The organism is Flectobacillus rivi (assembly GCF_030056655.1).
Classification (GTDB): domain Bacteria; phylum Bacteroidota; class Bacteroidia; order Cytophagales; family Spirosomataceae; genus Flectobacillus; species Flectobacillus rivi.
Map to the genome: position 1 here is coordinate 1 of NZ_JASHIE010000012.1, position 13,036 is coordinate 13,036.

Here is a 13,036-nt window from a genome sequence, read left to right on the forward strand (position 1 = left end):
TTTAATGAAATGTTGTTCTGTCTTATTCTAAAGAATTATAACATCACAACCTATCTTAGAATGTCGTATTTTCTTTTATCTTTTCTTACCAGCTTTTCAAAGAACTCTTTATCTCAAAATAATTAACCAACTTATCATCAGTTTATTATCTCAAAATTTGTCGTCAAATCTCTTTCGATTTAACCGCTTCCCGTTGTTTGGGAGTGCAAAATTAGTAACTTTATTTTTAACTTCCAAATGTTTTTGAAAATATTTTTTAAAATTTATTTTCGCAACGCTTAACTTTCTTTCTTTGCTACAACTCCTTTCCCGTCGTTTGGGAGTGCAAAATTCCCACTTTATTCCCAACCTTCCAAATCTTTTTAATACTATTTTTTAAAGTTTTTTGTAAGTCGTTGATAACAAAATAAATAGATCTCAAACTTTTTTACTACTAAAAGTCAAAGCATACAACCTATCAAACCCTTTGGTAAATAAATTCTATGAATAGTTATAAAAAGACCTTCAACTTTTGTTAGTTGAAGGTCTTTAACAATTATTATTTTTATTCGACAATCAAAAGATGGTTCTTTTTCCCTTTTCCTAGTAACAGATACTTATTATTAAGAAGTATAAAGTCAATTGGATGATTTGGATCTGGAACTTTTGATTTGTTTACGCTTAAAGCATTCCCTTGAATAGCGCGACGAGCTTCTCCTTTTGAAGCATATACCTCTCCATTAGTTACAGTTGATACTAAATCTGTAATATTAGTACAAGCTTCATAATCTCCACGTGCGATGATTGTTTGAGGCACTCCTGCAAATACAGAAAGAATATCCTGATCACTCATTCCTTGTAAAGCATCGACAGTGCCTTTTCCATAAAGGATTTCTGATGCCTTTACTGCTATATTATATGCCTCTTCAGAGTGAACACGACAAGTCACGTCTTTTGCCAAAGCTTTTTGCATGATACGCAAGTGTGGTGCAGCAGCGTGTTCTTCTTCGATAGCAGTGATTTCCTCACGAGAAAGTAATGTAAATACTCTCAATAGACGGTGACTATCGGCATCGGCAGCATTTAACCAAAATTGGTAGAATTCGTAAGGACTTGTCATGCTTGCATCGAGCCAAACGTTTCCTGATTCTGATTTACCAAATTTGGTTCCGTCTGCTTTGGTCACAAGTGGAGTAGTTAAAGCAAAAGCTCTATTAAATTCTACTTCTTCTGAACCACCTTCTTTTCTACGAATGATTTCTGTACCTGTTGTAATGTTACCCCATTGGTCAGAACCACCCATTTGGAGACGAACACCATTATTTTTGTATAACCAATAGAAATCGTATCCTTGTAATAACTGGTAAGAGAACTCTGTAAATGAAATACCTGTTTCTAAACGTTTCTTTACGGAGTCTTTCGACATCATATAATTTACGCTAAGGTATTTTCCTGCTTCTCTTAAAAACTCAAGAAAAGAGAAATTCTTAAACCAGTCATAGTTATTTACTAATTCGGCAGAGTTGTCGCCACAATCAAAATCTAAGAATTTAGATAATTGCTTGCGGATTCCCTCTTGGTTGAAACGCAAGGTTTCTTCAGATAGGAAAGAACGCTCAGCTGCTTTGAACGAAGGGTCGCCAATCATACCAGTTGCACCGCCTACCAAGGCAATCGGTTTGTGACCGCAAAGCTGGAAGTGCTTTAATAACATGATTGTAGCGAGATTACCAATATGTAAAGAAGATGCCGTTGGATCGAAACCGATATAAGCGGTTGTCATTTCTTTATTGAGTTGTTCTTCTGTTCCGGGCATCATGTCGTGGAGCATACCTCTCCAGCGCAATTCTTCAATGAAATTCTTATGCATTTTGTGCTTAATAATTATGAACAAATAGTTTGTTGACTATCTGTGTATCTATAGATTCCAAATTTCCCGCAAAGTTAGACTTTATCCGCAACAAATCCTCGAGATTATTCAACTGTGTAAGATTATAAGAAAAGAATAGAGAATGTAGGATTTTATAGACTTTCATTATTGAATAAGTGAAAATGCTTAGGTGTGCACAAGCACTTATCACTAATTTGTATTACCACAAAATAAAAATCCTGCAATAGCAATCTAAAGTGTTGACTTTTACGTAATTGTATTGTAATATTTAATTACAAACACAAAATATCCCTAGCTACTACTCGTTAATTTTCTGACATTTCACCGTAACTATTTGTAACACCTCCGATGCGCTCATCGTGCATCTGAAATAACCAGTTAATGCTATGAGAACACTTTATGTTATTGTTTTGGCCATTTTGGCTTCAGGTGTTTTGTATTCCTTTAAAAGAAGGACTAGTAATGATGACCAGTTTAGATCTTAACTCAGTATAAAAAAAGGCTTGAAAGTAATTTTCAAGCCTTTTTTAGTCTGTACACTCCATCATGAGTAAATCGCCTTTTGCGTAGGAAACTTTTACAAACCCGTCTTGGTCGGCTTCGTTACTTGAACCTGTTCGATAACCTAAAGTAAGTGCTTCGTCGAATAGGTTATATTTCAAACCTGATGTTTGAATACCATGCACCTCACCAATAGGAATCAAAGAAATAGGCGTGCCTTTGGTATACCACTTCTCAAACTGATAAGGTAACAGATAGATTTTTGAATAATCATCAATCATGACAATTTTGAGCTGATCTCGAAATCTAACAATATTAGTAATATTGGTCATGGTATGATCGGCACGGCGACCAGTAGCCCAAACTACGTTAGCCGCTGGAAAGCCCCGAGCGATTAGATATTCGAAAGCTTTTTCTAAATCATGTTTTTCTTGGTCTGGCGTATGGACAATTTCAATGGGATACTGAGCTGAACGAATAGCATCAATATCAAGCTCGCGGTCAAAATCCCCAAGTAATACATCCACTTTTATGCCTAATTCGAGAACTCGATGAATAGCTGAATCTAGCACAACAATAAGTGGTGACCATTCTAAAAGCTGTCCAAGTAATTCTTGACTACAAGCTTCGCCGTTTGCAATGATTAAGGCTGGTTCTTGTTCGTCGCGTATAATATGATGAGATGACATAAATTCGAATGCGGATTTCGGATATTTGATTTCGGATGTATAATTAAAACGCTTTAGGTTGTAAGCCGTAGGTGTTAGGCTTAAATGTTTTCATTTTGTCATGAGGAATTAATACATACTATTTCCTCTTGATAGCCTCCTCGTATTCTGCTGGAGTATTAATACTTTTTAGCATTTGTGGATCAGGCGCATTAATCAGCTTTATGGGCTGCTGCGATAATACTCGCATAGCAGATTTACGTCCTTGTTGATAGGCTTGCAGCAAGTCGGGATAAATACTTGGTTCGTAAATCGTAATGAGTGGTTCAGGAAAAAGCTCCTCTGGATTTTGAAAAGCTGTGGCTTTTTGAGATATATCTCTGGCTTCAATCAAAAATTGAATCGTTTCTTGATTGACAAAAGGCATGTCACAAGCTACCACCAGCCAAGCTTGTTTGGGCTCGTGCTGAAAAGCAGAAAGAATGCCCACTAAAGGACTATTTAATTCGTGAAACGCATCATATATATAAGGATAGTCACTTTGCTGATTGGTATTTAGTGAAACAAATACTTTTTCACAATATAAACTCAGCAACTCAAAGAGATATTCTTCTTGTGTCTTGCCATGATATTGAATCAATCGTTTTTCACGACCCATACGAGAACTTTGTCCCCCCGAAAGTATCAATCCATTCATTAGGCTTTATAGTCGCTTTTCCCTCCTGTTTTCGATAGGAGCTTAGTTTCTTTAATCACTAAATCATGTGAAAATGCTTTACACATATCATATACAGTCAAAGCGGCAATAGTTGCACCCGTGAGGGCTTCCATTTCGACGCCCGTTTTGGCAGTTAATGAGCACGTGCAATCAATGATTACCTCGTTGCCTTGTAATTCGATATTGAATTTACATGAATCCAACCCTAATGGATGACATAGAGGAATTAAATCTGAAGTCTTTTTGGCTCCCATTGTTCCTGCAATAATAGCTGTCTGAAAAACCGCCCCTTTTTTAGTTTGAATATCTCCATTGACAAATTGCGCCACAATTTCGGGCGTGAGTGCTATAATACTTCTGGCAGTTGCGGTACGTTTGGTAATAGTTTTGCCCGAAACATCTACCATAGAAGGGTTATGCTGAGTATCTAAATGTGAAAAGTCTTTATTTTCGGATTGTTCTTGTGCCATTGCTCTATGTTTTTTACAAAAATACGGTACGCCTCCTCAAAAGGTAAGGTAAATTGTAGAAATTTGTCTTTTCAAGTTTTATCATAAAAAGAAAAAAAGCTAAAAACGTTCTCAAAGTTATGATAATATCACAAGAGGCTTACCAGATTATTCAACAATATACATTTCCTCAGCAAAACGAAAAAGTAGCGTTACTGAGTTCAAAAGGAAGAATATTAGCCGAAAGCATTACGGCTGACCGAGACTTCCCTCCTTTTAATCGGGTAGCGATGGATGGCATCGCTTTTGCTTTTGAAGGTATTAATCCAGCAGCAATCTTGGTAGAGCAAATTCAATTTGCTGGAGAAACGCAAAAACAGCTTCAAGATACACATGCTTGTATCGAAATTATGACAGGAGCCATTTTGCCTTCGGGTTGCGATACGGTGGTACGATATGAAGACGTGATTATAGAGGAAATCGAAGGCAAGAAAATAGCTAAAATCACCATTCCGTTTGAAGAAATTACTCTTGGACAAAATGTACACCGACAAGGTTCTGATAAAATTGCAAGACAAATCTTATTGGAAGCAGGTATCAGAATTAGTCCAGCCGAAATTGCCGTAATGGCGTCGGTCGGTAAGCAAGAAGTACAGGTAGTAGCATCGCCGAAAGTAGCGGTAATTTCGACGGGAGACGAATTAGTGGATATTGCTGTAAAGCCAGAAAGTCATCAAATTCGTATGTCAAACTCCTATATGTTGGCAGCAGCGCTACAAACTTGGAATATCGAAGCTCAATTATTCCATTTGACTGATGACCCTGAAGTATTAACGGAAAAGCTTACTCAAATTTTAGAAGAGCATGATGTCATTTTGCTAAGTGGTGGTGTTTCGGCAGGAAAGAAAGATTATGTTCCTGAGATTTTAGCCCAATTAGGTGTAAAAAAATGTTTTCATAAAGTAGCTCAGAAACCAGGGAAACCATTTTGGTTTGGCACAAAAGATGTAGAAAATAACGAAGGTAAAAAATTAGTTTTTGCCCTTCCTGGCAATCCTGTATCTACCTTCTTATGTTTTTGTAAATATGCTTTACCTGTGATTGCACAGCAAAAGCCCAAAGTAGAACAAGTGAGTTTGGCTAAAGAAGTGTTTTTCAAACCTAATCTTACCTATTTTGCGCCTGCACAGGTATATTTTGATAATGGAAAAATGTTGGCCATTCCGTTTGAAGGCAGTGGTTCGGCAGATTTTGCTAACTTGACCAACTGTGATGGTTTTGTAGAACTCCCGTCTGAAAAAACTCATTTTGAGATAGGAGAAATAGTTAATTTCGTCCGATTTCGTTAATTTGAATTTTTCTTATAAGAGCAATAGGCTACTGCGCTTATTGCTCTTGTAGTTTTTGATATAACTTACTTCATTCAACCCAATTTTTTGATTATGAAACTGGTACTTCACACTTTCCAATTACCCCTAAAACACACATTTACGATTACTCACGAGTCGCGAGATATACAACCAACTTTGATTGTCGAACTACAAGATGGGGACTTTAGAGGTTTTGGAGAAGCAACAGAAACGCCATATTACGGCGTGACTATGGAAAAAATGACAGCTCAATTGGAGTCCGTGAGAGACTTTGTAGAAAGCTATGATTTACAAGATCCCAAACAATTTTGGGAAGATGTATTTCCTTATTTAAAGGATGAGCATCCATTTGCTTTATGTGCTTTGGATATCGCAGCTAATGATCTTTGGGCTAAGAAAAAGGGATTACCCCTATACAAAGCTTGGGGACTAGACCCTAGCAATAATCCTATTACGGATTATACCATAGGAATTGACACGTTGGAGAAAATGGTGGAAAAAATGCAAGAGGTACCCTTTCCACTCTATAAAATCAAATTAGGCACTAAGGAGGATATCAAGATTGTACAAGAGTTGCGCAAGCATACCGACGCTGTCTTCAGAGTAGATGCCAATACCGCTTGGAGTGTTGAAGAAACAATACAAAATGCTATTGCCTTGAAAGAATTAGGCGTTGAGTTTATCGAGCAACCAATGAAAGCTGATAACTGGGAAGGGATGAAAAAGGTATTTGCCGAATCAGTACTTCCGATTATTGCTGACGAAAGTTGTATTGTAGAAGAAGATGTGGCAAGATGTTATGGTTTTTTTCACGGTATCAATGTTAAGTTAATGAAATGTGGTGGTCTCACTCCTGCCCTACGCATGATTGCTCATGCCAAAAAGTTGGGTTTGAAAGTGATGGTAGGCTGTATGACCGAATCGAATGTAGGTTGTTCGGCAATTGCGCAACTCTTACCATTATTGGATTATGTTGATATGGACGGTATTTTGTTGGTCGATGATCAAATTTCTACTGGAGTTATCATCGATTATGGTAAAGTGATTTATGCCGATGAAAATGGAACTGGCGCCAATTTAAAATGATTTTAGCTGCATTAAGCTTTAATGCTTTGATCAATAGGCTAAAAATTAAACGTACATGTTCCAAATTCTTAGAGTATGTGTAAAAATTTTATTTGGCACGTATCAGAAAAACAAATTTTCTCTTCGCCACACCTTACTTTTCTTGTCTTAACACAAGAAAAGTAACAAAAGAAAGTCAAGAAATCCTAAACTCGCCTGCGGCTCAAACAGTAGGATTTCGAAAAATAATTACAAACTTTCTCATTACTAATAATTTATAAAATTTAAACATATTCTTATTATAAAACTGACTTGTAAACACTCTCTTAATTACATTTTATCCAAAGTAAAGTCATGATTTTTTATTCATCCAAAATACCTAGCAATACACTCCAAACTATAGACCAAGATTACTATTGGTTTAGTGGTACGGCGTACTTGGGTATTGCACAGCATCCTACTTTCAAACGAAATCTGATTGAATCTTTAGTTCAGTGGGGAAGTTCGTGGGGAAGTTCTAGAAACAACAATGTTCGCCTTTCTATCTATGAAGAGGCCGAGCAAGCTTTAGCTCAGTTTTTTGGAGCACCTGCTGCTTTGACGGTAGCTTCGGGTATGTCGGCAGGTCAGGTAACAGTATCATATTATCAAAGTTTGGAATATCATGTTGAAATAGCGCCCAAAACACACCCTGCCCTTTGGCCTCATCATAAGCATTTGCCGATTGATTCTTACGAGGAATGGGCTAGTACGATTTCAGAGAATATTTCAAAAAATCTTGCTGAAAAAATTGTGATTTGTTCCGACTCGGTGGGTTCACCCTATGTCGAGGACTTTGATTTTAGTTGGATTAAAACTTTACCCAAAAACAAAGAAATCGTTGTTGTAATTGATGCTTCACATAGCTTGGGGATTCAACATATTGCAGACTTTCTAGGCTTTGAGCCTGACTTTAACGACAATGTTCATTTGATTGTGACAGGTTCGCTCAACAAAGCTATGGGTATGACTGGTGGTGTGATTTTGGGTAAACCCGAAATTATCAATCACCTCCGCCACACGCCTATGTTTGCTGGAGCTTCCCCAATGATGCCTGCCCTGTTAGATGCCTTTATGCTTAGTACAGGTTTGTATTATGAGCAAAAAGAAAAGCTTATTCATAACATCCAGTATTTTACAGAAAATCTTGAAGTAGATTATTTGGATACAATCAAAAATTACCCTGCATTTTGTACTCACCGAGAAGGATTACATGATTTTTTGAAGAACCATGGAGTCATGACATCCTGCTTTCCCTATCCTACGGTGCATGACCAACCTGTGAGTCGTTTGGTAATTAGTGCGATGCACAATGAAGACGAGCTTTTATATTTAGCCCAGTTGTGCAACCAATTTGCTAAAATATCAGGATAAGGATTTCAAAAGAAAACTGTATTATCGGGAAAAATTATAAAACCATAATTGGTGGTGTACAAAAGATTAAAGATTGCGGCTATTGGCAAATGACATAAACTTACTCTTTTGTACACTTCAAAACCAGAACTAATTATTGCTTGCACTCTCAATTGATATTTGAACCATTTGAACAGATGAAAAGAACACTTATACAATTCTTGACAATACTGGCAATGTCAACACAGCTTTATGCTCAAAAAATAGATTTTCAGTTGTTACCTGAGTTGATGAAATCTCAACCAGAAAAATTTCAATTTATTCTTGATAATGCTGATAGACTTAGGGTTCAAATTGTCTATACCCAAATAAATAGAGATGTCTTAAATCGCCCGAGCTTCACGACTTATGGCTTTAGGCTCAATCCTCAAGAGTACTTTTACCCAGCAAGTACCGTAAAATTGCCTGCTTGTGTACTGGCCTTACAAAAAATAAACCAGCTTAATAAAAAAGGATTAACCAAAGATACCCCCATGTTTACGGGTGCAGAATACGAACGTCATACCCCTGTGACGGGCGACAGTACTTCTGCCAATGGAATGGCGTCGGTATCGCATTATGCCAAAAAAATCTTGATGGTATCGGATAATGATGCCTTTAATCGTCTGTATGAATTTATGGGTCAGGAAGGTTTTAATGATGGTTTACGAGCAAAAGGGTTGAAAGATACACGCATTGTACATCGTTTGGAAGTAGGCATGAGTGTGGAGCAAAACAAAAGAACAAACCCCATTAGCTTTAAAGAAAATACTCAGGTGGTGTATGAGCAACCGATGATTACGGCTACCAAAGAATACTTCCCTGTAGAACCTATCAAAATGGGTAAAGGATATGTCAAAGGAGATGCTACCATCTATGAGCCATTTGAGTTTACGCAAAAGAATTTTTTCCCATTAATCGAACAACAACAATTGTTGCGTGCGATTATTTTCCCCAATGCTGTTCCCAAAGAACAACGTTTTGATTTGACGAATGAAGACTATCAGTTTTTGCACAAATATATGTCTCAGATGCCTACAGAAAGCAAATACCCTGCGTACAGTCTTCCTGACTATTGGCCAGCATACTGTAAGTTTTTGATGTATGGAGGACAAAAAGATGCTGCGATCAATCCCAATATTCGCATTTTCAACAAAGTGGGCGATGCTTACGGTTTTTTGTTAGACAATGCCTATATCGTTGATTTTGAAAAAGGGATCGAGTTTATGTTGTCGGCAGTGATTTTGTGCAACGAAGATCAAATTTTTAATGACAGCAAATACGACTATGATACTATTGGCTTTCCTTTTATGAAAAATTTAGGTGAGTTGGTGTATCAATATGAAGCAAATAGACCTAAAAAACATCTTCCTAACTTGAGCAAGTTTAAGTTTCAATACGATAAATAAAACCACTGCTCGGCATAGTTTTTGCGGGTTGAAGAGGGCGTCTTAAACCCCAATTTTTAATATGAAGCTAATTTCAATACTATTTTCATGGGTTGTGCTTATTGGCTCAACGTGGTTGAACCCAGGAAAAAATAATAACGCAAAACGCACTAAGGCAGATTCTTCCGTAACACAAGTCATCGATCAATTTAGTCATCGCTTTGCTCCTGATAAAAGAACAGCTATTTTTCAAATAGATGCCTATCGTCAGAAAAATCAATTAATTTTGATAGGAAAGACCAATCTTATCGGAGCCAAAAGCTTTTTATTGGAAAGACTAAAAAATGAAAAACTCGAAATCGTTGATCAAATCCGTACACTTCCTGCTGTAGAGCTGGGTGAGAAAGTATGGGGTTTGGTAGAAGTTTCAGTTTGTAATTTACGTTATAGTCCTCGTCATTCGGGCGAAATGGCTTCGCAGGCTCTTATGGGTACGCCCGTGCGTATTTTGGATAGAGAAGATAATGGATGGCTGTTGGTTCAAACCCCCGATCACTACATCGCTTGGGTAGACCGTGGAGCAATTACTGCCATTACCACAGAGCAATTAAATACTTGGAAAGCAAAAAGCAAGGTAATTTATACCAACTCATTTGGTACGGTTTATAGTGAAGCTAATAATAGCTCCATGCCTGTTTCAGATATTGTTGCAGGTTGTGTGATGGAATTAAAAGCTGAAAAAAATGGCTACTACGAAGTAATTTTGCCAGATAATCGTATAGGATACGTATTCTCAAAAGAAGCTGAATTAGTGAAAAATTGGGTAAATAATACCACCGCCACAGAAGATGCCTTAGTGAATACCTCTAAGCGTTTGATGGGAGTGCCATATCTATGGGGAGGAACTTCGTTTAAAGGCGTGGATTGTAGTGGCTTTACTAAAACGGTTTATTTCTTGAATGGTATTTTATTGCCACGTGATGCTTCGCAGCAAGTAATGGTAGGAGAAACGATTGATAAATCTGGGGTTTGGAGCAATTTGAAAGAAGGAGATTTATTATTCTTTGGAGAAAAAAGAGAAGATGGTTCCGAACGTGTAGTGCACGTAGGTATGTGGATTGGTAATAATCAGTTTATCCATGCTTCTGACAAAGTTCGCATTGGCAGTGTCAGTGCATCAGCACCCAACTTCGACGAATACAATGTCAAAAGATATTTGAGAGCTAAGCGTATTCTGAAGACTGGCAGTGTCGTAAAACTCAAAACAGATAGCGTTTATCCACAGTAACTTTAGTGAATGGTGATTTAGTAGATGAGTGATTAGTATTCAACCTATATTTCACCTGTAGAGACACAGTTACTCTCATCTAAAAAGAGATATTGAGCATTTTACATATCAAAAAAGCGGTCGAAACAATTTTCGACCGCTTTTTTGATATGTATTTGGATATTGATGCTCCTTCTCAATTGTGGAACGGTACTTGATTAATTACCTCCAAAAACTCCTTTAATTTTTGACCACAAGCCAGAAGCAGCTTCTTTTGCTTCTTCAACTTTTTCAGCGGCAGCTTCTTGAATATCTTCTAGCTTTTCTTCAGCTTGAGCTTTTAGCTCTTCTGCTTTTTCGCCTAAGTCGCCACCAACTAATTCTTCGATTTTATCTTCGACAGCATCAATTTTTTCTGAAACCACTGCTGATACTTCTTCAATTTTATCATCTGCGGCATCTGCAAGTTCCTCTAATTTTGCACCTGCTTCAGCTGCTAACTCTTCAGCTTTTGCTTTTACATCTACTCCTGTAGCTTCTTTGATTTTCTCACCTGCGGTTGCAGCTAAGTCCTCAATTTTGTCTACAGCTGCATCTTTCAATTCTTCAATTTGTCCTTTTGGAGTAGGTTCAGTTTGATTATTTTCCATGAGTGATTTGTGTTTGGGTGATAAGTTGAAGTTATTTTCAATCAATTTACAATTTATCTATTGATAAATCAAGCACTTATGTTACGCAAAAATCAAATAAATGTCACAAAAACGTGAACAGGTATGAAGAGGGAACAGGCACAAAGGCACAGAGGGACAAAGTGAGATTATTCAAACTCTCCACTTTGTCCCTCTGTGCCTTTGCTACTTTATGCCTTTTCTCCTAAACAGCCTTCTTATTCTTAAACGAATACCAAAGTACTCCTAATCCAAACAAAATAGCTGGAATGCTTAGCCATTGTCCCATATTAAGGCTCATACCATCTTCGAAGCTTACTTGGTTTTCTTTAATAAATTCATAGAAGAAACGAAGAATAAACAAGACTACCATGAATACACCTGTCATTAAGCCTTCTTGTGTTTTTTCTTTTTTCTTGTTCCAAATCATAAAAAGAATCACAAATAAGACAATACAAGAAAGAGCTTCATATAATTGTGCTGGGTGACGAGGCACTACCGCAAAATAGTCGTGATTGAGCGATGGATCATTATAAAATTTGAATGCCCAAGGCACATCTGTCTCCTTTCCAACAATCTCAGAATTCATCAAATTACCAATACGAATACAAGCTCCGCCCAAGGCAACTGTAGGTACAACACGGTCAGTTACGTACAAATAGCTAATATCTTTGTGCTTGCGAACATACAAATAGAAGGCTAAAAATAAGCCTATAGCAGCCCCATGACTGGCCAAACCTGCATAAGGTGGACGAATCATTGACCAGAAGAAATGACCGGGGTTACTCAATAAAGTTGGATATTCATAAAAGAAATAATGTCCCATTCGAGCGCCGAGCACAGTGGCGATCATAGCATAGAGCAAAAGCTCATCGGCTTGTTCGAGTGGACGACCTTCTTTTTTGAAAAAATATGAAATAACTTGATAGCCTAACAAAAAAGCTGTGGCAAACATTACCCCATACCAACGCACAGGTAAGCCACCTATTAAAGGTAAAGATTCGGGAAATGTGAAAATATCAGAACTTGTGAACCAATCTATATATGCTAACATTCGGTTTATTGGATTATTGTTTAAATGGAATTCGTTGTGTATCTGAAAGCCAAATTTAAAACTTTTCTAAGAATAAGCTAAGCGTGCTCAGTTAAGAATGATGACTTTTGATTTTAAAAATCATAGGGTATCCGCTCAACTCGCAAATTTTCGCTTTTCTATTTGAGCTAAATACTCAGGAATGCCTCTATGCCACCTGTAAGATTACGCACTCCTTCGAAGCCTCTTTTTCTGAGAATTGTAGCTGCAACTTTACTTTGAAGTCCTGTATAACAAATGATGACAAACTCTTTATTTTTCAAGAAATCTACTTCATCAAGTTTTTCTAGTAATTCATCAAAGGGTAAATGCAATCCTCCCAAATCAAAATCTTGAACCTCTGCTTCAGTACGAATATCTACGATTTGAAGCTCCTTAAGTCGATTTTTAAACTCCTCTGCTGAGATATCAATCATGATAGTTTCTAGGGCTTGGGGCGGTCAACTATTGGTATTCGGGCAAAAAGAAGAATCTCTTCAACATTCAAGAAGTCCGTCCACTCAGTAGCCTAATTAATATTATTTTATTTCAACAAAATTAAAATGGTT

General features: G+C 37.2%; 12 protein-coding genes. 5 read left to right on the forward strand and 7 right to left on the reverse strand.

Going from position 1 to position 13,036, the window contains the following annotated elements; translation table 11 throughout:
* Positions 1-544 precede the first annotated feature (544 nt).
* The 4 genes from tyrS to moaC form a co-directional block, all read right to left on the reverse strand.
* The gene (gene tyrS, locus QM481_RS16915) at positions 545-1,849 is read right to left on the reverse strand and encodes a tyrosine--tRNA ligase (protein WP_283382583.1); all 1,305 of its coding nucleotides are present in this window, start codon (positions 1,847-1,849) and stop codon (positions 545-547) included.
* A gap of 548 nt (positions 1,850-2,397) precedes the next feature.
* Positions 2,398-3,060 (reverse strand): thiamine diphosphokinase, encoded by a 663-nt coding sequence (locus QM481_RS16920; RefSeq protein ID WP_283382584.1) that lies wholly within the window; start codon positions 3,058-3,060, stop codon positions 2,398-2,400.
* Between the two features lie 118 nt (positions 3,061-3,178).
* Complete coding sequence (gene mobA / locus QM481_RS16925; RefSeq protein WP_283382585.1) at positions 3,179-3,736, reverse strand: molybdenum cofactor guanylyltransferase; 558 nt, start codon at positions 3,734-3,736, stop codon at positions 3,179-3,181.
* Complete coding sequence (gene moaC, locus QM481_RS16930; protein WP_166552988.1) at positions 3,736-4,227, reverse strand: cyclic pyranopterin monophosphate synthase MoaC; 492 nt, start codon at positions 4,225-4,227, stop codon at positions 3,736-3,738. Before moaC ends, mobA begins: the two co-directional genes overlap by 1 nt.
* Positions 4,228-4,346: 119 nt before the next feature.
* Between moaC and QM481_RS16935 the strand changes: the two genes are divergently transcribed.
* The 5 genes from QM481_RS16935 (at position 4,347) to QM481_RS16955 (ending at position 10,748) form a co-directional block, all read left to right on the forward strand.
* Entirely contained in the window at positions 4,347-5,555 is a 1,209-nt protein-coding gene (locus QM481_RS16935; protein ID WP_283382586.1) for a molybdopterin molybdotransferase MoeA, read from the forward strand.
* Positions 5,556-5,648: 93 nt separating this feature from the next.
* Positions 5,649-6,662, forward strand: a complete 1,014-nt coding sequence (locus QM481_RS16940) for a dipeptide epimerase (RefSeq protein WP_283382587.1) — start codon at positions 5,649-5,651, stop codon at positions 6,660-6,662.
* 333 nt (positions 6,663-6,995) lie between these two features.
* The gene (locus QM481_RS16945) at positions 6,996-8,054 is read left to right on the forward strand and encodes an aminotransferase class I/II-fold pyridoxal phosphate-dependent enzyme (protein ID WP_283382588.1); all 1,059 of its coding nucleotides are present in this window, start codon (positions 6,996-6,998) and stop codon (positions 8,052-8,054) included.
* Between the two features lie 176 nt (positions 8,055-8,230).
* The gene (locus tag QM481_RS16950) at positions 8,231-9,481 is read left to right on the forward strand and encodes a serine hydrolase (protein ID WP_283382589.1); all 1,251 of its coding nucleotides are present in this window, start codon (positions 8,231-8,233) and stop codon (positions 9,479-9,481) included.
* A gap of 61 nt (positions 9,482-9,542) precedes the next feature.
* Positions 9,543-10,748, forward strand: coding sequence for a C40 family peptidase (locus QM481_RS16955; protein ID WP_283382590.1), 1,206 nt, complete (start codon positions 9,543-9,545; stop codon positions 10,746-10,748).
* Between the two features lie 197 nt (positions 10,749-10,945).
* Here the strand turns inward: QM481_RS16955 and QM481_RS16960 are convergent, their stop codons facing one another.
* The 3 genes from QM481_RS16960 to QM481_RS16970 all read right to left on the reverse strand — a co-directional run bounded on the left by QM481_RS16960 (position 10,946) and on the right by QM481_RS16970 (position 12,904).
* Positions 10,946-11,377: a hypothetical protein gene (locus QM481_RS16960; RefSeq protein WP_283382591.1), complete on the reverse strand. Its 432-nt coding sequence runs from the start codon at positions 11,375-11,377 to the stop codon at positions 10,946-10,948.
* A gap of 223 nt (positions 11,378-11,600) precedes the next feature.
* Positions 11,601-12,449, reverse strand: coding sequence for a prolipoprotein diacylglyceryl transferase (lgt, locus tag QM481_RS16965; protein WP_283375528.1), 849 nt, complete (start codon positions 12,447-12,449; stop codon positions 11,601-11,603).
* Between the two features lie 167 nt (positions 12,450-12,616).
* Positions 12,617-12,904 (reverse strand): rhodanese-like domain-containing protein, encoded by a 288-nt coding sequence (locus QM481_RS16970; protein WP_166552980.1) that lies wholly within the window; start codon positions 12,902-12,904, stop codon positions 12,617-12,619.
* Between the last annotated feature and the right edge of the window lie 132 nt (positions 12,905-13,036).